This window comes from Photobacterium sanguinicancri (assembly GCF_002265265.1).
Taxonomy (GTDB): domain Bacteria; phylum Pseudomonadota; class Gammaproteobacteria; order Enterobacterales; family Vibrionaceae; genus Photobacterium; species Photobacterium sanguinicancri.
The window spans coordinates 1-22,873 of the sequence record NZ_NOIF01000074.1 but is presented as its reverse complement, the minus strand read 5'-3'; the positions used below and the strand labels follow the sequence as shown (position 1 = coordinate 22,873).

Annotated in this window: 23 protein-coding genes; 15 read left to right on the top strand and 8 right to left on the bottom strand. The window is 44.8% G+C overall.

From position 1 onward, the window contains the following. Positions 1–272 precede the first annotated feature (272 nt). From glyA to ASV53_RS12560, 10 genes are all read left to right on the top strand, one after another. Entirely contained in the window at positions 273–1,523 is a 1,251-nt protein-coding gene (gene glyA, locus ASV53_RS12605) for a serine hydroxymethyltransferase (protein WP_062691025.1), read from the top strand. Positions 1,524–1,675: 152 nt separating this feature from the next. Continuing rightward, positions 1,676–2,125 (top strand): transcriptional regulator NrdR, encoded by a 450-nt coding sequence (gene nrdR / locus ASV53_RS12600; RefSeq protein WP_048898130.1) that lies wholly within the window; start codon positions 1,676–1,678, stop codon positions 2,123–2,125. Between the two features lie 6 nt (positions 2,126–2,131). Continuing rightward, positions 2,132–3,304: a bifunctional diaminohydroxyphosphoribosylaminopyrimidine deaminase/5-amino-6-(5-phosphoribosylamino)uracil reductase RibD gene (ribD, locus tag ASV53_RS12595; protein ID WP_094957323.1), complete on the top strand. Its 1,173-nt coding sequence runs from the start codon at positions 2,132–2,134 to the stop codon at positions 3,302–3,304. Positions 3,305–3,334: 30 nt separating this feature from the next. Next, positions 3,335–3,991, top strand: coding sequence for a riboflavin synthase (locus tag ASV53_RS12590; RefSeq protein WP_062691027.1), 657 nt, complete (start codon positions 3,335–3,337; stop codon positions 3,989–3,991). Between the two features lie 27 nt (positions 3,992–4,018). After that, a complete protein-coding gene (ribBA, locus tag ASV53_RS12585; RefSeq protein WP_094957322.1) occupies positions 4,019–5,122 on the top strand; it encodes a bifunctional 3,4-dihydroxy-2-butanone-4-phosphate synthase/GTP cyclohydrolase II in 1,104 nt (367 codons plus the stop codon). A gap of 211 nt (positions 5,123–5,333) precedes the next feature. Then, a complete protein-coding gene (gene ribH, locus ASV53_RS12580; protein WP_062691029.1) occupies positions 5,334–5,804 on the top strand; it encodes a 6,7-dimethyl-8-ribityllumazine synthase in 471 nt (156 codons plus the stop codon). Further along, a complete protein-coding gene (gene nusB, locus ASV53_RS12575) occupies positions 5,804–6,274 on the top strand; it encodes a transcription antitermination factor NusB (protein WP_062691030.1) in 471 nt (156 codons plus the stop codon). Before ribH ends, nusB begins: the two co-directional genes overlap by 1 nt. Positions 6,275–6,356: 82 nt before the next feature. Continuing rightward, a complete protein-coding gene (thiL, locus tag ASV53_RS12570; RefSeq protein WP_094957321.1) occupies positions 6,357–7,331 on the top strand; it encodes a thiamine-phosphate kinase in 975 nt (324 codons plus the stop codon). Between the two features lie 3 nt (positions 7,332–7,334). Next, positions 7,335–7,820, top strand: coding sequence for a phosphatidylglycerophosphatase A (gene pgpA, locus ASV53_RS12565; RefSeq protein WP_062691032.1), 486 nt, complete (start codon positions 7,335–7,337; stop codon positions 7,818–7,820). Between the two features lie 186 nt (positions 7,821–8,006). Further along, positions 8,007–10,073, top strand: coding sequence for a hypothetical protein (locus tag ASV53_RS12560; protein WP_239928790.1), 2,067 nt, complete (start codon positions 8,007–8,009; stop codon positions 10,071–10,073). 76 nt (positions 10,074–10,149) lie between these two features. Here ASV53_RS12560 and dxs read toward each other — a convergent pair whose 3' ends face one another. Genes dxs through xseB form a run of 3 tightly spaced genes read right to left on the bottom strand, consistent with a single transcriptional unit; the run spans position 10,150 to position 13,174 of the window. Next, positions 10,150–12,012: a 1-deoxy-D-xylulose-5-phosphate synthase gene (gene dxs / locus ASV53_RS12555; protein ID WP_094957320.1), complete on the bottom strand. Its 1,863-nt coding sequence runs from the start codon at positions 12,010–12,012 to the stop codon at positions 10,150–10,152. Positions 12,013–12,036: 24 nt separating this feature from the next. After that, the gene (ispA, locus tag ASV53_RS12550; protein ID WP_094957319.1) at positions 12,037–12,939 is read right to left on the bottom strand and encodes a (2E,6E)-farnesyl diphosphate synthase; all 903 of its coding nucleotides are present in this window, start codon (positions 12,937–12,939) and stop codon (positions 12,037–12,039) included. Next, entirely contained in the window at positions 12,932–13,174 is a 243-nt protein-coding gene (gene xseB / locus ASV53_RS12545; protein WP_062691034.1) for an exodeoxyribonuclease VII small subunit, read from the bottom strand. Before xseB ends, ispA begins: the two co-directional genes overlap by 8 nt. A 206-nt stretch (positions 13,175–13,380) precedes the next feature. On the opposite strand from xseB, the gene pomA reads away from it, so the two are divergent. The 3 genes from pomA to thiI all read left to right on the top strand — a co-directional run bounded on the left by pomA (position 13,381) and on the right by thiI (position 16,808). Next, on the top strand, positions 13,381–14,142 hold the full coding sequence (pomA, locus tag ASV53_RS12540; protein ID WP_094957318.1) for a flagellar motor protein PomA: 762 nt from the start codon (positions 13,381–13,383) through the stop codon (positions 14,140–14,142). A 12-nt stretch (positions 14,143–14,154) separates the two neighbouring features. Beyond that, a complete protein-coding gene (locus tag ASV53_RS12535; protein WP_094957317.1) occupies positions 14,155–15,075 on the top strand; it encodes a flagellar motor protein MotB in 921 nt (306 codons plus the stop codon). A gap of 284 nt (positions 15,076–15,359) precedes the next feature. Next, on the top strand, positions 15,360–16,808 hold the full coding sequence (gene thiI / locus ASV53_RS12530; RefSeq protein ID WP_062691036.1) for a tRNA uracil 4-sulfurtransferase ThiI: 1,449 nt from the start codon (positions 15,360–15,362) through the stop codon (positions 16,806–16,808). Between the two features lie 141 nt (positions 16,809–16,949). Here thiI and ASV53_RS12525 read toward each other — a convergent pair whose 3' ends face one another. The 5 genes from ASV53_RS12525 to ASV53_RS12505 all read right to left on the bottom strand — a co-directional run bounded on the left by ASV53_RS12525 (position 16,950) and on the right by ASV53_RS12505 (position 21,094). Next, positions 16,950–17,567 (bottom strand): DJ-1 family glyoxalase III, encoded by a 618-nt coding sequence (locus tag ASV53_RS12525; protein ID WP_094957316.1) that lies wholly within the window; start codon positions 17,565–17,567, stop codon positions 16,950–16,952. Then, positions 17,564–18,472, bottom strand: coding sequence for a 2-dehydropantoate 2-reductase (gene panE, locus ASV53_RS12520; RefSeq protein WP_094957315.1), 909 nt, complete (start codon positions 18,470–18,472; stop codon positions 17,564–17,566). Before panE ends, ASV53_RS12525 begins: the two co-directional genes overlap by 4 nt. Positions 18,473–18,610: 138 nt before the next feature. Next, the gene (locus ASV53_RS12515; protein ID WP_062691038.1) at positions 18,611–19,258 is read right to left on the bottom strand and encodes a helix-turn-helix transcriptional regulator; all 648 of its coding nucleotides are present in this window, start codon (positions 19,256–19,258) and stop codon (positions 18,611–18,613) included. A 167-nt stretch (positions 19,259–19,425) separates the two neighbouring features. Next, the gene (locus ASV53_RS12510) at positions 19,426–20,703 is read right to left on the bottom strand and encodes an L-cysteine desulfidase family protein (protein ID WP_062691039.1); all 1,278 of its coding nucleotides are present in this window, start codon (positions 20,701–20,703) and stop codon (positions 19,426–19,428) included. Between the two features lie 10 nt (positions 20,704–20,713). Further along, on the bottom strand, positions 20,714–21,094 hold the full coding sequence (locus ASV53_RS12505) for a Rid family detoxifying hydrolase (protein WP_062691040.1): 381 nt from the start codon (positions 21,092–21,094) through the stop codon (positions 20,714–20,716). 308 nt (positions 21,095–21,402) lie between these two features. Between ASV53_RS12505 and ASV53_RS12500 the strand changes: the two genes are divergently transcribed. Both ASV53_RS12500 and ASV53_RS12495 read left to right on the top strand, forming a co-directional pair. Beyond that, positions 21,403–22,137, top strand: a complete 735-nt coding sequence (locus ASV53_RS12500; RefSeq protein WP_062691041.1) for an AzlC family ABC transporter permease — start codon at positions 21,403–21,405, stop codon at positions 22,135–22,137. Between the two features lies 1 nt (position 22,138). After that, positions 22,139–22,462 (top strand): AzlD domain-containing protein, encoded by a 324-nt coding sequence (locus tag ASV53_RS12495; RefSeq protein WP_048898151.1) that lies wholly within the window; start codon positions 22,139–22,141, stop codon positions 22,460–22,462. The last annotated feature ends 411 nt before the right edge of the window (positions 22,463–22,873 follow it).

Below are 22,873 nucleotides of genomic sequence, written 5' to 3'. Positions count from 1 at the left end.
ACTTTCTTGATAAATCTATCTACTTGATCTTTACAGGCTTAGCCTCAAATTGTAGCCAAGATGAAACGAATTCATGGTGACATTGAAAATAAACATGAATAAATCCAATAAAAAGTAATTTGAAGGGTATCTGATTTAGATCAATTTATGTAAAATATGGCACCAGTTACTGGTTAGACGAAAACGTTTGCGTCCGCATGGTTACTCGCTTTGCGTGAATCCAGTTTTTGTTAGAATTTTGTGGTTATACCTATCTGAGTCAGGAGATACAGATGCTAAAGCGCGACATGAATATTGCCGATTACGACGCTGAACTGTTTGCAGCTATTCAGGAAGAAACTGCACGTCAAGAAGAGCACATCGAGTTAATTGCTTCTGAAAACTACACAAGCCCACGTGTAATGGAAGCACAAGGTTCTCAGCTAACTAACAAATACGCTGAAGGTTACCCTGGTAAGCGTTACTACGGTGGTTGTGAATTCGTCGATAAAGCTGAACAACTTGCGATTGATCGTGCATGTCAGCTATTTGGTGCCGAGTACGCGAACGTACAGCCTCACTCAGGTTCTCAAGCAAATAACGCTGTTTACATGGCACTGCTTAATGCTGGCGATACTGTACTTGGTATGAGCTTGGCACACGGTGGTCACCTAACACACGGCTCACCAGTAAACTTCTCTGGTAAGCTTTACAACATCATTCCTTACGGCATTGATGAAGCAGGTCAGATTGATTACGAAGAAATGGAAGCACTTGCTGTAGAGCACAAGCCGAAAATGATCATCGGTGGTTTCTCTGCTTACTCTCAAATTTGTGATTGGGCGCGCATGCGTGAAATCGCAGATAAAGTTGGCGCATACTTCTTCGTTGATATGGCACACGTTGCTGGCCTGATTGCTGCGGGTGTTTACCCTAACCCAGTACCTCATGCACACGTTGTTACAACAACAACGCATAAAACGCTTGCTGGTCCTCGTGGTGGTCTAATTCTTTCTTGTGAAGGCGAAGATCTTTACAAGAAACTGAACTCTGCTGTATTCCCTGGTGGCCAAGGTGGCCCACTAATGCATGTTATTGCTGCAAAAGCGGTAGCATTCAAAGAAGCCATGGAACCTGAGTTTAAAGAATACCAAGCGCGCGTTGTTGAAAACGCAAAAGTAATGGTTGGTGAATTCCTAGAGCGCGGTTACAACATCGTTTCTGGTAGCACTGAAAACCACCTGTTCCTTGTTGACCTAATCAACAAAAACATCACAGGTAAAGAAGCAGATGCCGCGCTAGGTGCTGCAAACATTACCGTGAACAAGAACAGTGTACCAAACGATCCTCGTAGCCCATTTGTTACTTCGGGTATCCGTATCGGTACGCCTTCTATCACACGCCGTGGCTTTACGGCTGAAGACACTAAACAACTTGCGGGTTGGATTTGTGACATTCTTGATGATATCGAGAACCCAGCGGTGATTGAAGCGACTAAAGCGAAAGTACTAGAGATTTGTAAGCGCCTTCCTGTTTACGCTTAATTTCGTATCTCGCGTATAAATAAACGGCACCTTTAAGGTGTCGTTTTGCGTTAGGGAATAATAAGGCAGTAAATAAGCGTAAAAACCGCGGATATATACTCAATAAACGTTTGAAATGCGGTACACTGATTCGACGAAAATGAGGAGGCACGATGCACTGTCCTTTTTGTGGTGCCAATGACACCAAAGTAATCGATTCTCGCTTGGTTGCCGATGGCCACCAAGTACGTCGTCGTCGTCAATGTTTAGCTTGTAATGAACGTTATACCACGTTTGAAACGGCTGAATTGGTGATGCCGCGTGTAATTAAAACAAATGGAAACCGTGACCCATTCAACGAAGATAAGTTGCGTGGTGGTATTCAACGAGCGTTAGAAAAACGTCCTGTAAGCGCAGATGATATTGAAAAAGCGATCAATACCATTAAGTCTCAATTACGTGCGACAGGTGAGCGTGAAGTTGCGTCTGACATGATCGGTAACTTGGTCATGGAAGCGTTAAAAGAGCTTGATAAGGTGGCGTATATCCGTTTTGCCTCTGTTTATCGCAGCTTTGAAGATATCCGAGAATTTGGCGAAGAAATCGCTAAATTAGAAAAGTAGCCACGCATGTTTTCTTCTCTAGATCATTCTATGATGTTACACGCTTTGCAATTAGCAAAGCGTGGTCGTTTTACTACGGCCCCTAACCCTAATGTTGGCTGTGTGATTGCTCAAGGCGATCACATTGTTGGTCAAGGTTATCATTATCAAGCTGGGCAACCCCATGCCGAAGTTTTTGCGCTTCGTGAAGCGGGTGAGCGTGCCAAAGGTGCTACCGCTTATGTCACGCTAGAGCCATGCTCTCATTATGGCCGAACCCCTCCTTGTGCTGAAGCGCTCGTTAAGGCGAATGTTACGCGTGTTGTCTGTGCCATGGTGGATCCAAATCCTAAGGTCGCAGGACGTGGCATCGCAATGCTTGAAGCGGCGGGTATTGAGGTGCAAACAGGTTTACTTGAAGCCGACGCCAAAGCGCTTAATCGTGGTTTCATTAAACGGATGAAAACAGGTCTGCCATTTGTACAACTCAAGCTAGCAGCCAGCCTTGATGGTCGAACAGCGTTAGCCAATGGTGAGAGTAAGTGGATCACTAGCCCGCAAGCGCGTGCTGATGTTCAAGCCTACCGTGCTCAATCGGGTGCTATTTTATCAACCAGCGCAACCGTGTTAGCTGATGACCCTTCATTGAATGTCCGTTGGTCTGAGTTGAGTGCTGATATTCAAGCCGATTACCCTCAAAGCGATTCACCGCAAGACAATCTACGCCAACCGACGCGCATTATTATCGATAGCCAAAATCGTGTTTCCCCAACTTGTCGCCTTGCTCAACTGCCAGGACAGACATTGCTTGCTCGTCACCAGTGTGATCAGCTTACTTGGCCTGAGTCGGTTTCGCAGATCATGGTGCCAAGCACTGATGTTGAGATAACTGACACTACGAGTACTAATGCAGCACAGCTAGACCTTAAAGCGCTGATGCAACAGTTAGTGCGGGATCATGATATTAATCATATTTGGGTGGAAGCGGGTGCTGGTTTGGCTGGTGCACTGATCAACGCGAAATTAGTGGATGAGCTTATCCTCTATCAAGCCCCTAAACTAATGGGAAGTGATAGTCGTGGTTTAGTCGATTTGTTGGGCTTAACGTCGATGTCCCACGTTCCAACATTAACGATTTCAGATGTACGTACCGTAGGCCCTGATATTCGTATCACAGCTAGCGTATCAGGGCAGGTTTAACACCGTAATCTGCGGAAAGGAAAAATATTCATGTTTACAGGTATTATTGAAGCAGTCGGCACTATTACTGCGTTAACCCCAAAAGGTGAAGACATTTCAGTGACGGTTGCGTCAGGTGATTTGGATTTAGGCGATGTAAAGTTAGGCGACAGTATTGCGACTAACGGTGTTTGCCTCACCGTCGTGCAACTAACAGGCAATGGTTACGTTGCTGACTTGTCGTTAGAAACATTAAAGCGAACAGCATTCGTCGATTATCAAGCCGGGCAGGTTGTTAACCTTGAAAAGGCAATGCTGCCAACTACGCGTTTTGGTGGCCATATGGTATCGGGTCATGTTGATAACGTCGGTGAGATCATTGAGCGTCAGCATACTGGCCGTGCTATTGAATTTTGGGTGAGTGCTCCGGATAATTTAGCTAAATATTTAGCAGAGAAAGGCTCGGTGGCGATTGATGGTATCAGTCTTACTATCAATGCGATTCGTGGTAATGAATTTAAGCTGACCATTGTGCCGCATACAGCGGCAGAAACGACGATGGAAGCTTTCAAAGTTGGCCGTAAGGTGAACTTAGAAGTAGATGTGATTGCTCGTTATCTTGAGCGTCTAATGTTAGGTGACAAAGCTGCAGATAAGAAGTCCGAAGTGACAATGGATCTGCTCGCACGTAGCGGCTTTTTAGGTTAAGCGGTTTTCTAAGTTAAGGGGATTAAGATGGCTTTAAGCAGCGCAAAAGAGATTATTGATGACATCCGCCAAGGTAAGATGGTTATCTTGATGGATGATGAAGATCGCGAGAATGAAGGCGATTTAATTATTGCTGCCGAAAAAATCACACCAGAAGCGATTAACTTCATGGCAACCAATGGCCGTGGTTTGATTTGTCTTACGCTGACTCAAGCGCGTTGTCAGCAGCTTAATTTACCGTTAATGGTACAAGAGAATACGGAACAATTTAGTACTAACTTCACCGTATCGATTGAAGCGGCACAAGGCGTAACGACTGGTATCTCTGCGGCTGATCGCTCGCGCACTGTGGAGGCAGCTGTTGCTGCTAACGCATCGGCTGCAGACATCGTAATGCCGGGACATATTTTCCCATTGATGGCACAAGCAGGTGGCGTATTGTCTCGTGCTGGTCACACTGAAGCCGGTTGTGATATTGCACGCCTAGCGGGTTTAGAGCCATCAAGTGTGATTGTTGAAATTTTAAATGAAGATGGCACCATGGCGCGCCGTCCTCAGCTTGAAGTTTTTGCCGAAAAACACGGTTTAAAACTGGGCACGATTGCGGATTTGATTGAATACCGTAATAACAATGAAACAACGATTGAACGTATTGCTGAATGTAAGTTACCGACTGAATTTGGTGAGTTCGATATGATCACATACCGTGACACTATCGATAACCAAGTACACTACGCGCTGCGTAAAGGCGATGTTGAAGCAGAACAGCCAACGATAGTACGTGTTCACTTGCAAGATACGTTTAAAGATATTCTTCATTCAGGTGCGACTCAGTGGACGTTGCCAAATGCCATGCAACGTATTGCCAAAGAAGGCGGTGTATTGGTTGTGCTGAGTAAGCAAGAAAGCCAAGAGGCTGTTATTGCAAAGGTGAAGAATTTATCAGCGGATACCACAGGCCAACCTAAGGTGAAATTGAATCCAAAAGATCAATCTCGTCAGGTGGGCGTTGGTTCTCAGATCTTATCTGATCTAGGTGTATCGAAGATGCGTCTGCTATCATCAAGCACACAACGCTACCATTCGCTTTCAGGCTTTGGCCTAGAAGCGGTTGAGTACATTTGTGAGTAATTCTAGCCAATAAGGCTATGCCTCACTGATATCATCCCTGCGATTTTTTCAGTGAGGCGTTTAAGTTAATCAGCTAGCTCGATAACAGAGTGCTGATAACAAATTTTCATCAATAATGAGATTCCACCGTTTGACCGTAGCGACGCTACTACTAAGTGTGGTAGACTCCCGCGGTTTCTCAAACCGGAAAGACATAGTCACAGGAAGGCCCATGAAGGTAATTGAAGGCGCCATCGCGGCACCAAATGCAAAAGTTGCTATTGTAATCGCTCGCTTCAACAGCTTTATTAACGAAAGCCTACTTTCAGGCGCACTAGATGCACTGAAACGTCAAGGCCAAGTTAGCGAAGACAATATCACTGTTGTTCGTTGCCCTGGAGCATACGAACTACCATTGGTTGCACAGCAAGTTGCTAAAAGCGATCGTTACGACGCGATTATCGCGTTAGGCTCTGTGATCCGTGGTGGAACCCCACACTTCGATTATGTTGCCGGTGAGTGTAATAAAGGTTTAGCGCAAGTCGCTCTTGAGTTTAATACTCCAGTAGCGTTTGGCGTTCTAACTGTCGATTCTATCGAACAAGCCATCGAGCGTGCCGGTACCAAGGCTGGTAATAAAGGGGCAGAGGCTGCACTTAGCGCGCTTGAAATGGTAAATGTTCTGTCCCAAATTGAATCCTAATGGGGGTTAATGTGAAACCAGCCGCACGTCGTAATGCACGTCAGTTTGCTGTGCAAGCTATTTATTCTTGGCAGATTACTAAAGATAATGTTGCTAATATCGAACTTCATTTCCTATCTGGCGATAAGTTTGAAGAAGAAGAACACCAAGCAGATGCACCTGTACTTGCTGCACCACACAGTGATGTAGAGTACTTCCGTGATCTACTAACAGGTGTTGTTCTTAATCATCAAGAACTTGATAGCAAAATGCGTCCATACCTATCTCGTCCACTACAAGATTTGGACCAGATGGAGCTAGCGTTACTTCGTCTATCTATGTACGAAATGGTTAAGCGTGAAGACGTACCTTTCAAAGTGGTTATCAACGAAGCTATCGAACTAGCGAAAATGTTTGGTGCTGAAGATAGTCACAAATTTGTGAATGGTGTACTTGATAAAGCGGCACCAAGCCTTCGCAAAAACAAATAATCGATTCTGATTAATAGAGGCCAGCTTAGCTGGCCTTTTTTCTTTCTAAGTAATTGTATTTTTCTTTCTAAGTAATTGTATTATGGCTGGAAATGAATTTGATTTAATTGCTCGTTATTTCGAGCAACAAGCGGTTGAACGCCGTGATGTAGAACTCGCCATTGGTGATGACTGCGCATTACTTAAAGTGCCAGAAGGCTGTCAACTTGCGGTGAGCACAGACTCATTAGTTGCTGGCACACATTTTTTGGCTGATGCTGACCCTAAATGGATCGCTCATAAAGCGCTGGCATCGAATTTGAGTGACTTGGCTGCAATGGGCGCAACGCCTGCTTGGGTATCATTAGCGCTCACTATGCCAACACCAGATGAAACATGGCTTGATGGTTTTTGCCAAGGTTTCTTTGCTCTGGCTGAATATTATAATGTCCAGCTTGTCGGTGGTGATACCACCAAAGGTCCTCTTAGTATTACGTTAACCGTTCATGGTTTTATCCCTCAAGGCCAAGCATTAACACGCGGTGGTGCCAGTAATGGTGACTGGGTGTATGTTACAGGTAACTTAGGTGACAGTGCGGCAGGTTTGGCACTGATTTTAGGTGAACGTAAACTTGATGATGTTAATTTAGCTAATACACTGATTCAGCGCCATTATCTTGCTCAACCCCGTATCTTGGCTGGGCAGGCGTTGCGTGGTATCGCTTCTGCTGCACTCGATATTTCTGATGGTGTCGTTTCTGATTTAGGTCATATCTTAAAGCGTTCAGGCTTAGGGGCGGTGATTCATGTTGAAAAGCTCCCTCTTTCTGAAGAATTACGTGAATTTGAACCCGATCTGGCAAAAGCACAGCAATTAGCACTCACCAGTGGCGAAGAATACGAACTCTGCTTTACTGTGCCAGAAGCGCATCGTGGAGCCGTTGATGTAGCGCTTGCTCATACCGGTGTAACAGCAACGTGTATTGGTCAGCTTTATCCTGGGTGTGATGTTACGTTACAATCAGCAGGCAAAGCCATTGATTGGCAGTTGCATGGTTATGATCATTTTGCGGAGTAAGGTTTGACGGACCCAAGAGAACACATTCAATTACGCAACCCATGGCACTTATTAGCAACTGGTTTTGGCAGCGGATTGTCTCCGATTGTCCCAGGTACCATGGGCACTGTTGCTGCGATCCCTTTTTATATGCTAATGACTCAGTTGCCATTTACTGTGTATTTAGCGATCACTTTTATCGCGGCGATTATTGGTATCACCATCTGTCAGAAAACATCAGATGATATGCAAGTCCATGATCATGGCAGTATTGTGTGGGATGAATTTGTCGGCTTTTGGATCACCATGGCAATAGCACCTGCACTGAGCTGGGAGTGGGTATTGACCGGATTCATCTTATTTCGTTTTTTCGACATGATAAAACCTTGGCCGATTAGTTGGCTTGATAAACATGTACATGGTGGTTTTGGCATCATGGTTGATGATGTTTTAGCGGGCTTTATGGCGATGATCTCCCTTTGGGGAGTCGGTCATTGGTTAGGTTGGTAAGCCTGGGTTACTAACCCTATATAAAGACTTTTCTGAAAGCCGCTTATATTGATAAGCGGCTTTTTGTTTTTCAATTATTGACGGTAATACTTATTTATATTGGTATAAGCCATTGTTCGTCTAGTCTTAATTCTATATCAGCGCCAATCAGTCTGGGCGAGGGTCTTGGTTATAAGGCAGGGTGTTATGAAGGTCAATTGGTTAGCTGTGGTCGTCAGTCTGTTCAGTTCAATCAGCGTTATCGTGCAAGCTCAGGTATATCCATCGACAGGTACGGGCTGGGTGCTACCTGGTAGCTGGGAAGCTCCTTTAACTACGTCAGCACTCGATTCTGCAAATGATGTAAAGCGTTGGGAAGCGCAACATGCTGATATTGTATTTGGCAGCATGCAAGATAAAGTGATGAATAAGAAGCTCATCAGTATGGGCTATATGTACAGCCAAAAACTGGATTGTAAACCTGGAAAACCAACCGCATGGCTTAGTAAACAGAGTGCACTAACAGGCTTAGATCTTGAAGATCTCTACTTGCACTTTTCAGAAGATACCCAGCTCGAAGCCGCTTCAATTAGCCAAGGCGTGAGTTATTTACTTGAAGGTTCTCCCTTCCATGTCATTCTTATTCGCAACGGTAATTACGCCACAGCACGCTTTCCGCTCACTATGCAGCCTAATGATGAGCTGGTCGTGCTCTCGTCGTACCCATCCAACTCTCTCGTCATCGCCGCTGATATTGCACCTAAAGTGCAGCAAGCCATTGCATTATCCAGCCCTAGTGAAGGGATTGCGCAGTGGAAGCCGATTCATAGTGATTGGCAGCATGACCAAGGGGAGTGGCAAGGCTCGCTGGATATTCAGTACCCGTGGCAAAGCTCGTCGGCAAGGATTGAAGGACGAGAACTGAACACAGGGAAACAAGCGCTGAGTGATGGTTTACAAGTGTGGATACTGAAACTGAACTGGCAGGCCAATAGCAAGGTGGAGCGAGTCGCATTTAAGCCTTGGCTTAACTATCAAGATCAACGTTTGGTGATACCGGGTTGGGACTCGGTGAATGACCGTAATCAAGATGGCGTTGTCAGCGACCAAGAATTTTATTCTCGTAAAAATTTTAAGGCGAGTGCCCGTTTCCGCCATCAAGCGCGCTTGATCCCTGCGGGTCATATGTGGCCGGGTACTTGTTGGTATCGTTTAAATTTCGGTAATAAATTATTGAATGATCTCCATGCTAAGTGGTATCGCTATGATTGGGAGCAGCAAGGATTAAGCGGCGCTTATAATGACGATATGGCTAAGCTGCTAGGTAATAATCAATTTACAGTCGAGGCTGGTGGGCAGCTGCAAGAACTGCCATTCAAGGCAGGTAATGATGAAGCGTCGTTGTATTACGCCAAGCAAATGGCAGATTTTTTAGCCTTGGTTAAAACCCACACTAAAACGCATTGGTTGGCCGCGAATATTTCGGATTTAAACCTTTGGCATTACGACGGGTGGCCACAAGCGCTACGCGATGTGGTGGATGTTTGGTTACGTGAGCATTACCTTAGTCCAGCGATGGGGCTAGATCGCTTGTATCGGTACTGGGATAATTTTGCTTTGGCTCGCCAAGGGGATAAGAGTTTAATCATGGTCTCGATGAAAGGCGGGCGTAGTCAGGTTGCCCCGTTATTATCGACGGCTTGGCACCAAGATATCGAAACTGGGCTCGCGCTCTATTATCTTTTTAATATTCCTCAACGTACTTATTATCATAGTTGGAATGCTGGCTTTTATTACGGTAGCGGTAATACAACGGATAAAAACTGGTATCGTCAAGGTGTGCCTAAAAACTGGGTTTATCAACCGAGCGCTATGCTGAAGGTCGATATAGGGCAGCCGACAATCGCGCCGAAAGGGCATCGGATTGTGTCTTGGCGCAATAAAACCAACGACGTAGATATTAAAGCAAAAACATCCAGCACTATGCTCGGGGATATTAGCGTCGCACCGGCTAACTGGTTTTGGCTCTACCGCTCAGGGTGGGGCAGTGATTTCCCGCGGCATGGGGTAATTGCACGACAGTACAGCAAAGGGTTGGTGGTGTACCGTGCGATGAATGAGCCGAATAACACTGCGTTTATGCAGACTAAACCATTGCGGGTGTCGCTGCCGGGCGATTATCGTCGCGTTATGCCTGATGGCACCTTAGGTGCATCTACTCGGTACCTAGAGTTGGGTGGATATGAAGGTGTCGTACTAAAAAAAGTAGAGTAACGTATTGTATCTGATAACTATAAAAACGGACTTCAGAGAAGTCCGTTTTTTAATGCTATTTAGCGAGTGTTGGCTGTTAAGCCATGTATTCGCGAATTTGACGCTCAATACCAATCCCATCAATACCCAGCATTGCATGCAACTCTTGCTGTGTACCTTGTTCGACAAAGCGATCTGGCAAGCCAATGTTTAATACAGGTTTCAAGCATTTCGCTTTCATCATGTATTCAATTACACCGCTACCTGCACCGCCAGCAATGGCATTTTCTTCTACAGTGACAAGTACATCATGGGTTGCAGCAAGCTCTTGAATCAAAGCTTCATCAAGTGGCTTCACAAAGCGCATATCAGCAACCGTTGCATTTAAGTTTTCGGCTGCTTCTAGCGCATAGCTTAATGTCGTACCGAAGTTTAGTATTGCGATTTTCTCGCCTTTACGGCGCACAATTCCTTTACCAATCTCCAATGCTGTCATTGCTTTATCTGCAGCAATGCCTGTACCACTACCACGAGGGTAACGCACAGCACTTGGCCCTTGATGCAAATGGCCAGTGTAGAGCATTTGGCGGCATTCATTTTCATCGCTTGGTGTCATGATCGTCATATTAGGAATACAACGCATGAAGCTTAAATCAAATGCACCTTGGTGTGTTTGACCATCTGCACCGACTAAACCACCGCGGTCGATAGCAAACATCACGGGTAGATCCATGATAGCTACATCGTGGATCAGTTGATCATAACCACGCTGTAAGAAGGTGGAATAAATCGCTACAACAGGGTTGTAACCACCAATTGCCATGCCCGTTGCAAGCGTCACTGCGTGTTGCTCTGCAATCGCAACATCAAAATATTGGCTCGGGTATTCTTTAGAGAAACGTACCATGCCTGAACCTTCTCGCATCGCTGGCGTAATCGCCATGAGCTTGTCGTCTTGTTCAGCCATATCACACAGCCAATCACCAAAAATATTGGAGAAGGTTGGCTTAGCATTTTTCGCTTTTGGCAACGGGTTCTTGGTTAAATCAAACTTAGGTACGGCGTGATAGTTAATTGGGTCTGCTTCAGCAGGGGCATAGCCCTTACCTTTTTTGGTCATAATATGAAGAAATTGCGGCCCTTTAAGGTTGCGCATATTCTTCAATGTTTTAACCAGCTCTTCCACATCGTGACCATCAACAGGACCTATGTAGTTAAAGCCTAATTCCTCAAATAGCGTGCCAGGTACGACCATACCTTTGATATGTTCTTCAGCGCGTTTCACCAACTCTTTGATTGGTGGTGCGCCTGCCAGCACTTTCTTGCCGCCTTCGCGGATCGTACTATAAAGACTTCCAGAAAGAACTCGTGCAAGGTGGTTGTTTAATGCACCCACATTTTCTGAAATTGACATCTCATTGTCATTAAGCACAACTAACATGTCAGAGTGAACATCACCGGCGTGGTTCATGGCTTCAAATGCCATACCTGCCGTGATAGCACCATCGCCGATTACGCTAACGACCTTACGGTTAAGGCCTTCTTTTTCAGCTGCGATGGCCATACCTAGGCCAGCGCTGATAGAGGTTGAAGAGTGACCGACAGACAATACGTCGTATTCACTTTCTTCACGCCAAGGAAACGGGTGAACCCCGCCTTTTTGGCGAATGGTCGACATCTGGTCACGTCGTCCCGTTAAAATTTTGTGCGGATATGCTTGGTGGCCTACATCCCAGATCAAATGATCGAACGGGGTATTGTAGACGTAGTGCAAGGCGACAGTTAGTTCAACTGCGCCAAGGCCAGAAGCAAAGTGGCCGCTGGTTTGGCTTACTGAGTTCAGTAAGTAGGTACGTAGTTCGTCACATACCGCAGGCAAGCTGTCTTGCGGTAATAAACGAAGCTCATCGGGCGTATTAGCGAGTGCCAGATGAGGGAATTTTGAGATATCCAGTGTCATAACAATTCGGCGCTTTTACTGATTTTAGTTATTGCGCTCGATGACATATCGGGCAAAAACTTCTAATTGTTTTGTATTGTAGGGGATTGCATCCAGCGCGTGTAGCGCTTCTTGATAAAGTTGCTGTGCTTTTTCTTGTGCACCAGCTAAACCAAGTAAAGCAGGATAAGTGCTTTTTTCCAGTTCAACATCAGAACCTTGTGGTTTGCCTAACGTTTCAGTATCACCAATTACATCAAGAATGTCGTCTTGTACTTGGAATGCTAGCCCTACAGCTTCGGCGTATTTGTTCAGCTGCGGCAATATTGCCACGCCTTTTTCGCCTGCGGCTAATGCGCCTAAGCGAATAGCACAGCGAATTAACGCGCCTGTTTTCTTTTTGTGAATGGTTTCAAGTTGGGCTAAACCCACTCGTTGGCCTTCTGCTTCAAGATCAAGCGATTGCCCCAAACACATGCCAGCCGCACCAGAGGCACGAGCGAGCTCTTTAACCATAGTAATACGTTGTGATTCTGCATTTGGATTTAATTGGCCATCAGCCAAAATTTCAAATGCCAATGTTTGTAGTGCATCGCCGGCCAAAATCGCAATGGCTTCGTCAAATTCAATATGACATGTTGGCTGGCCGCGACGTAATTCGTCATCGTCCATTGCAGGTAAATCGTCATGAATTAACGAGTACGCATGAATGCATTCTACGGCTGCCGCTGGCGCATCAAGGTCTTCTAATGAAGTCCCGAGCATTTCCCCTGTCACATAAGTAAGAAAAGGGCGTGCGCGCTTTCCACCAAGTAACGTTCCATGTTTCATCGCTTTTAATAGCGATTGATCTGAATGAGGTTGAGCCGCAAGCCAAGAAGCGAGTTGCTGATTACTTCGTTCTTGAAAGAACGTCAGAGACTGTGACAGAGAAAAAGTGTTATTCATTATGGGTATCAAATTCGGTCAGAGGTGCTTCGTCATCAGCTTGAAGCAAAATATCGACACGTTGTTCCGCTTGAGTCAGTTTTTGTTGGCTATTACGGGCTAATGCAATACCACGTTCAAACTTTTTAAGCGCATTTTCAAGTGAAATGTCGCCAGATTCGAGCTCAGCTACAATCGCATCAAGTTCATCAAGTGCGTCTTCAAACGCCATATTTTCGGGTTTTTTAGCTGCCATAAGAGTATCACTATTTTGAAAGTGCAGGAAAAATAACGCAGTGACTGGGTAGCGTCAAATTATCGCACATCAATGTGTGTGTCAGAACAGTAATTTTCACCTTTTCACTTATCTGCGCTAAATCAATTTTGGAGGGTGCCGATACACTAGTAGTTCGGTAGAATACATTGGTTTTTCGTAACGCATCGCAAGTTGGAGAGTTTCTGGTGGATTTGGCAACCCTTATAGGCCTAATCGGGTCATTTGCCTTTGTTGTAATGGCAATGGTACTCGGTGGCAGCATTGGTATGTTCATAGATACACAGTCAATATTGATTGTTTTCTGTGGATCATTCTTTGTCGTATTGATGCAATATAGCGTCGGACAGTTTTTTGGGGCCACTAAAATTGCTGGCAAAGCCTTCATGTTCAAAACAGATGTGCCTGAAGATCTGATTGCTAAAATTGTTGAAATGGCAGATGCGGCGCGTAAAGGTGGTTTCCTTGCACTAGAAGAAATGCAGGTTGAAAATTCCTTTTTACGTAAAGGCGTCGATTTATTAGTCGATGGCCATGATGCAGATGTGGTGCGCTCCGCGTTACAAAAAGACATTGTGCTGACCAACGATCGCCATGAGCAAGGTATTGGTATATTTAAGGCATTAGGCGATGTCGCCCCTGCGATGGGGATGATTGGTACATTGATCGGTCTTGTTGCCATGCTATCAAACATGGATGACCCCAAATCTATCGGCCCAGCGATGGCCGTTGCACTTTTAACTACCTTGTACGGTGCAATATTTGCCAACATGGTGACTTTACCTATCGCTGCAAAACTGACGCTACGTAAAGACCAAGAAAAACTGAATCGAATGCTAATTCTGGATGGCGTCTTAGCGATCCAAGATGGCCAGAATCCCCGTGTTATCGACGGCTACCTGAAAAACTACCTTAATGAGAAGAAACGCTCATTCGATCCAGAAGGGTAAGGGGGGCTAGAAATGGAAGAAGAATGCAAATGTCCGCCACCTGGGTTACCCCCGTGGATGGGCACATTCGCTGACTTGATGTCATTACTGATGTGTTTCTTCGTACTACTGTTGTCGTTCTCTGAAATGGATGTACTGAAATTTAAGCAGATTGCAGGCTCGATGAAGTTTGCGTTTGGTGTTCAGAACATGCTTGAAGTGAAGGACATACCGAAAGGCACCAGCGTAATCGCACAAGAGTTTCGTCCTGGCCGGCCGGAACCAACGCCAATTGAAGTGATCATGCAGCAAACGATAGACATGACACAGCGTTCACTCGATTTCCATGAAGGAGAATCCGATCGCGCGGGAGGCACTAAACGTGATGCGGGTAAATTAACGGGTGGACAAACGGCAGAAAAATCGACCCAAGATAGCCAAAGCAGTGAATCAGAAGAAAGCCCATCACAAGCGCAACTGTTGGAGATGTTACAGCAAGCCCTAGATCGTGAGATCGATGAGGGAGCAATAGAAGTTGAAAACTTCGGTCAGCAGGTGGTGATTCGGATTAAAGAAAAAGGGGCATTCCCTGCGGGTTCCGCATTTCTACAACCTAAGTTTCGACCGCTAGTTCGTCAAGTTGCCGATTTGGTGCGAGATATTCCGGGTGTGATCCGAGTTAGTGGGCATACCGATAACCAGAAGTTAGATTCTGAGCTATACCGTTCAAATTGGGATTTATCAGCGCAACGTGCTGTTTCTATCGCCCAAGAAATGGAAAAAGTGGAAGGTTTTGACCACAAGCGTTTACGCGTTGTTGGTTTGGCTGATACTGCCCCATTGAACAAAAATAAAACAGAAGAAGAACGCCGTGCTAACCGCCGAGTTGAGATTTCGATCATGCAAGGCAAGCCGCATTATTCAGAAGATGTATCGAGTGTTCCCCAGCCATAATTACAATCTTCACGCCATCAACTTGATGGCGTGAGGTTGAACCCCCTGATAATCCTTACTAAGGTATTACTACCATCGCTGACAAGTTGGGTGAGTCTGCCTCTGTTTTTCATAGGTAGATGCGCTTTGTAGCCAAATTGATAGCGATCACATTATCGAATGCAGCTCAACAATCGGTAAATCAAAAGATTATTCGTTGAGTAACCGTCTCTGCTGGTTTCAGCGGCAGCGAGCTTGCTGTATAATTCGCGCCTTTAGTTTGGCCCTGTGTAGCGAAGCGTGTTATGAAATTTATCGTAAAACCCCATCCAGAGATTTTTGTAAAGAGTGAGTCTATTCGTAAGCGCTTTACTAAGATCCTTGATAGCAATATTCGCATTATTCTTCTGCGTTTGACTGATACTGTATCGGTTGTCAATCGTCGTACTTACATCGAAGTAACGGTAAAAGATGAGACGATGCGCGAGCAGGTACTTGCTGCGTTAACGCGAACCTCTGGTATTCACCATGTGCTAGAAGTGAATCAAACTGATTTCACTGACATGCACGATATCTACGAGAAAACGTTAGATCTTGTACGTGAAGATATCGAAGGTAAAACCTTCTGTGTACGTGCAAAACGTGTAGGTAAGCATGACTTTACCTCGATTGAACTTGAGCGTTATGTTGGTGGTGGTTTAAACCAAGCAGTCGAATCTGCAAAAGTGAAGCTGAAGAAACCAGACGTTACCGTTAATATCGAAGTTGAAAATAACATCTTGAACCAAGTGCTGGCGCGTCATAAAGGCCTTGGTGGTTTCCCTATGGGTACCCAAGAAGATGTGTTAAGTCTGATTTCAGGCGGCTTCGATTCAGGTGTTTCTAGCTACTTGCACATTAAGCGCGGTAGTAAAGTGCATTACTGTTTCTTCAACTTAGGTGGCCCTGCACACGAAATTGGTGTTAAGCAGGTATCACACTTCTTATGGCAGAAGTATGGTTCGTCGGCAAAAGTGAAGTTTATCTCTATAGACTTCGAACCTGTTGTTGGTGAAATCCTAGAGAAAGTTGAAAACGGTCAGATGGGTGTCGTGCTGAAGCGTATGTTTATGCGTGCCGCTGGCAAAGTAGCAAATCGTTTTGGTATTCAAGCGCTTGTTACTGGTGAAGCATTGGGTCAGGTATCTAGCCAGACGCTGACTAACCTTCGTATGATCGACAACGTAACAGATACCTTGATCCTTCGCCCACTGATTAACTGGGATAAAGAAGACATCATCAATGTTGCACGTGATATCGGTACTGAAGAGTTCGCGAAAACCATGCCTGAATTCTGTGGTGTGATTTCGAAGAACCCAACGGTAAAAGCATCGAAAGATAAGCTTGAAATCGAAGAAGCGAAATTTGATTTCACGATATTAGATCGTGTGGTGACTGAGGCTCGTGTCATGGATATTCGTGATATTGAAAAAGAAAGCCAAGAACAAGCACCTGAAATTGAATTAGTCGATCAGATCGAAAAAGGCGCGATCGTACTGGATATTCGTAGCCCAGATGAAGAAGACGAGAGTCCACTAGTGATTGAAGGTGTTGAAGTTCAGCACTTACCTTTCTACAAACTAGCGACTAAGTTTGGCGATTTACCACAAGACAAAACCTACCTGCTGTACTGTGACCGCGGCGTAATGAGCCGTTTACAGGCGCTGTACTTAACAGAAAATGGTTTTGCTAACGTAAAAGTATATCGCCCTTAATTGCGCGTATAACTTGAGTGGATGGCATTGTGTAATTGTCATTAACCGTTAGTAAAAAGAAACCCAGCCTATGTGCTGGGTTTTTTATTACTTGCAAACGTATGAAGCGTTAGATCAGGCGCTGATGATCATTGCTATCGACTACTTTTGTGGAAATACGTCGTAATGCATATTAGGCCACACCACCATAGGGCCCGCCACTTCAGCTGCGCACTCTTTTCCTGCAAGTTGTACTACAATATCTAACGCAAATTCTTGCGCTGTACCTGGCCCTTGGCTAGTCAGTAGATTATGGTTGGTATCAAAAAATACCCGTTTCACTTTGCGCTTACTGGCTGATATCTGATCAATAAGGGCTGGGTGCGCTGTCATATAAGCTTCGGGGTACATATTGTGGTGTTGCAACAAAACTGCAGGTGTCGCACAGATTGCCGCGACTAATTTACCGTCATAACGATGCTGATTGACGAATTCGACCAGTAACGGGCTATCACGGAAGCACTCCGCCCCCCCGAGGCCACCCGGTAGTACTACACAATCAAATTCAATATCTGCCACTTCAACTAATGCGATGTCAGCAACCAGTTTGATGCCACGAGAGCCTTCAACGATTAATGCACCATCAGAAGCGACGCTTGCAATGGTGACATCAAAGTTGGCTCGACGAAGGACGTCAATTGCCGTAATGGCTTCCATCTCTTCTGTACCAGGGGCAATACAAACCGCAATCTTCGGAGTGGATGTATGTAGAAAGGTCATGAGGCTTTTTGCTCCATTGTTTTAATTTGTTGCCAAAGCTGGGCATTAAAAGGTGTGCGTATATTGTAGTGTTGACCACGTCGCACAATATGCCCAGTAATATAGTCGATTTCCGTCGGGCGGTGGTGACAAACATCTTGATTCATTGAAGAAAGATTATTGGCTGTCGCATGAATAACCCGATCTACCTGATCTTTGAGTGTTTCTGTTGTCGTGACATAACCCTCTGCGCACATGATGTCTGCAACTTCTTGGCAAATACTGACGAGTGCTGTTTGATATTGTTGCTGCGCTAGGTCGCCATTCTTGCACTGATGCAATGTAGTTAATGGGTTGATTGCACAGTTAATTGCGAGCTTTTGCCACAGTGGTTGCTGAATATCGTGGTGCCATTGGCAAGGGGCTAATGCTTGATTCAATATTTCAGCTAAAGCCTGCATGGATTGTGCGGTCGAGTTAATCGCGCCAAGCCATGTTTGCCCGATCCCTGTGTGTTGTATGTGATGAACCTTTGGCTTGAAGGCTGCTTGTGAGGTTGTGGCATACAAGAGAGGGTTATTAGGGAGTGCGGCTAATGCCGCCGCTTGGCTTCCCATGCCATTATGCATGACAATGACTGGCGTGAAAGGCGAAAGCCAAGGTTGAATTGTTTTTATTGCTTGCTCAACTTGAAAAGCTTTTACCGTAATAAGTACGCAATCACTTTGCTGAAGTAACTGTGCTTGGTTACTGGGGACGTTGAGCGTTTCTGATGGTTCAGGGGTTGATGCTCGTTCGAATGGCGTGAAATTAAATTCGTTATAAGGCTGTGAGTTACGTGTCCATAGATGAACTGAGTGGGCTTTTGCAAGTGAGGCCGCCCAAAGGCAACCAATGGCGCCAGCTCCAACAATAGTGAATTGCATGTATTTCGTCCTTAGGCACGTACGGTAATAATCCTGAGGGCTAGGGTAGCATTTTGCTTGTGGGTGGTGAATTTAGCGCAAAGAAAAAGGCGCAATGTGCGCCTTAATAAAAGATTGATAACGACATTTTTTACATCACTATTTTTTAAGGTCACGTAAATAGCGGTAAACAGTATCGCGTGATACGCCTAGAGATTCAGCGGTGATCACAATGGCATCTTTTATGTTGAAGACCCCATTTTCAAACAGTTGCTCAACAATAACACGGCTACGTTTGTGTGTTGGGATCGATCGATCTTCCATCGTGGCATTTTTGATTCGTTCAATAGAATCATTCAGCATCTCATCTGGATTTTTGGCAAATGTTTCAGGCGATACCGCTGCTGAATCAAGAGGAAGTGTATTGGGTAGCATCGAGCTCAAAAATGAATGGATAGGGGCATCCATATCTGCATTGATGCACAGTAGCGCAATAGCAGTGCCTACATCATTGCGAATAATGGTAGTGACAGAGCGAATTAACTTACCTTGAGAACAACGGCTGAAATAAGGTTCTGAAACATCGGCCCCAGTTTTCAGTTTTTCTAGTGCTAAGTTAGTGATCGGCGCACCGATACCACGTTCGGTGACGTGACCATTAGCAATTTTAATAATGGATGGATTCTCAATGTCTAAACTATGTAGCGCCACTTCGGTGTGTTGGCCATACATCGCAGCGATACCATCAACGACATTGCACATTGCATCGAGGATTAGCTTATCGCTCACGGATAAGGTGACTAGCATTTTCCATTTCCTTTTAAAGCAAACGAAAACATTCTGACTAGCTGCATTCTTCCCCGTATTTCCTGGTGGATTATGAATAAGCATGCAAGTGAAACTGTTTTCGTTTGCTACTGTGATTACTTGAGTGTGAATACAATCGCCACCCGTAGAGGTGGCGATTATGGACTTTAAACAGACATAATTTCAATAATTTCTTTATCTGTTTGTCCCATTCCTGCACTTACCATGCGGCCAATGTTACGGATAGTTTTTTCAACATCACGTGAAATAACACCCTGCATCGCTGCTGCGTGGTTATTCATTGCAAGAAGCATAGATTTAACTGCGGCTTGTGAAGAGCTGCCAACTTTCATTGCACATGTTGCTTTGGCACCGTCACAGACCATACCTGTGGTGTCGCTCAGTACGTTTTGGATAGCAAAGCAAGATTGCTCAAAGTCACCACCACGTAGGTAAACCATCGCCATTGCTGCTGCTGAGCTGGTGGCTGTGTTACCACAAAATGCAGAAAGTGGTGGGTAGTAAGACTTAATGTATACCGCGCCTAAGTGGCTCATAATAAGGGCGCGTGCTAAGGTTTCGTCATTTGCACCAACGAACTCAGCTGTTTTTACAACAGGCACCGTCGCTGCGATACCTTGGTTACCACTACCGTAGTTACTCATTGCCGGTAGAGTAGCACCACCCATACGAGCATCCGATGCAGCAGAGGTGTACATCAGGATTTCGTTAGATAGGCATTTGCCCATCATGCCGTCTTCCATACTGCTATCCATTGTACGGCCAATTTGTAGGCCATAAGGGTTATCCATCCCTTCTTTCGCTAATGCGCTATTTAACTTTTTAGCTTCAAGAATAAATGCAATGTCAGCAAAGTCCGCTTGAGTAGCAAAGTCATAGATATCGCGAATGCTGATGTCTACACCTTCACAGATCGATGCTGTGGATACTGCACCTTGTTCTTTACTTGCAGTGAAGATCACTTCATCGTTAAAGCGCTTTTCTTCGATACGAGTATGGCCACCACTGATGGTGATTTCTGCTGTATCTGCACCTTTGGTTGCAATTACGCGGCAGAAAATAAATTCACTGGTGTTGTAGCGAGAAACTTCAACCTTGCCTGCATCAATGAGTGCCTGCGCTTGTTCTACATCACTTGGCGTGATTTTAGCCAGCACTTCTAAGCCCGCATCAAAATCACCCGCGACAGCACCTGCTGCTGAAGCGATATGAAGGCCAATTTTACCTGTACCTGGTACAAAAACGCCCATTGAGTTTTTGTAAAGGTTATCAGAAACAAACACTTTCAAAGTCTCAGGTGTGCCACCTAGCATATTTGCAACCGCTGATGAGGCATAAGCCGCTGAGATTGGTTCAGTACAACCCAATGCCGGTTTAACCACAGAGTTGATGATGCTGATGTACTGTTTCCATTGTGCTTTCATGACGTATCCCTTATTTAGCGTGAGCGATTGCTTCAACTTCAACTAGAACGCCTAATGGCAGATCTTTTACTGCGAAACAGCTACGTGCAGGGCAGTCGGTTTCAAAAACTGTTTTGTACACTTCGTTAAATGCGGCGAAATCAGCGATGTCTGCTAAGTAGCAAGTTGTTTTTAAAATGGTATTCACATCACCACCACCTGCTTCAACAACACTCACTAGGTTTTTAAGGGATTGAATAGATTGTGCAGTAATACCGCCTTCAGCCACTTTGCTGGTTGCTGCATCTACTGGTAACTGACCTGAAGTAAAGATGAGGTTGTTGTACGCAGTGCCGTGAGAGTATGGACCGATAGCAGCTGGAGCATTTTCAGAAGTTACAACAGTTTTCATGGGTTTGGCCTTTGTCATTGATACGAATGCTAAGCGGTTTTTATTGTGCCGCATGCAATTTAATTTGCACTTATAATACAAAATAATTTGCATCTTGCAATTGGTAATTTTAAAAAAATTGAAGTTGTCGCTCTTTAAATAAGTCGGCGCATGTGTGTTTTGTCTTGTTTTATCTGGGTTTCGCCTGAATAACTTGATCCAGTTAACACTTTTTGGTTATCTGTAATTAATCGCTTGTTGAAAATAACAATGTCCAATATATTTGCACCTGCAAATAATTTTGAACTTTATTTTTAAGAGTTGAAGCAATGAAAAAACAATTAATGAGCGCTGGTTTTAAAGCGATTGCACCTTTGTGTATTGGGGCATTCCCATTTTCATTCATCGTGGGTGCTGTCAGTATCCAGGCGGGAATGGATATTATGCAGAGTACGCTATGGGCATTTACTGTTTTTGCCGGTTCTGCCCAAATGGTAGCGCTGGGCTTATTCCAGTCAGGCGCAAGTATGGCGGTGATTATGCTGACTACCTTCATCATTAATTTACGTCATGTGTTATACAGTGCATCGGTATCAGAGCATGCGAAAGAATACCCGCTACATATTCGGATGCTGATGTCATACGGCCTGACAGATGAGGTGTATGCGTCAACGATTACAGAATTCCGTAAAGAAAAAGAAGGCCGTCATTGGTTTTACCTTGCAGCAATGTTTGGCTTCTGGGGAAACTGGGTGCTGGCTAACTTGATGGGAGCGCTAGTAGGTTCATCTTTCCCTGATATTGCTAACTATGGGTTAGAGTTCGCGATGGTTGCAGCCTTTATTGCCATTGTTATTCCACAAGTAAAAAGTCGCGAATGTATTGTTGCAGCAGTAGTGGCTACTATCTCGGGTATTTTACTCTCAGGTTTGCCACATTCACTTGGTTTAGTGATTGCGGCAGCAATTGGTGTACTCGCGGGTTACCAGATGGACCTTGCGACAGAAAAAGAACAACGTAAACAACAAGAAGCAAATCAAGTAACTGAAGTAGAAGGCGCATAACATGGACATGACTACATTTTTAATCTTTACCTTAGGTATGGCTGCGGTAACTTTCGCGATTCGCTTTTCAGTGATTGGCATGGCGGGCTCATTTGAAATGTCTGAACGTATGAAGCGAACACTACGCTTTGTACCAGTAACTGTATTGCCAGCAATTATTGCTGTTGAGATTCTAGGTGCAGGCTCAAACATGGTATTCAGCCTTGAAAACCCACGCGTATTGGCAGCGATTGTTTGTACCATTGTGAGCTTACGCTTTGATTTAGTATGGGTGGTATTAAGTGGCATGGGCTCATTGTTGTTATTCCAAAGCCTACTAGGCTAAACCCAAAACATTCATATTGTTTTCCTCGACTAAATTTTCCCCCTCAATTAAACGCAGCTTTTTAGCTGCGTTTTTTGTTTTACTACAGACTGTGTATTTTTATCATCGACTATGGCTGTTATATCTACCTTGTTAAGAATTACGCTGCACGTTTTGCCATCTTCAATAAGGTTAAAGAGGTTATTTCACTAACCTCGAGCGCTCAACCAATAGCAAGCTTTCACTCTATTTGGACAAAATCATGTTGTATGGTATTGGGTAAAGAATATCAATCTAGCTCAGTTACAGATCAGTTGTTGGTGATGTTAGAGACTATCGATGAGGAAACTGAGATACCTGTTTGGTGGTAATTAAGCGGATGTTATTGCGGGGGAGAGGACGTTGATTAGTTCAATAATTACTAAATTCTAG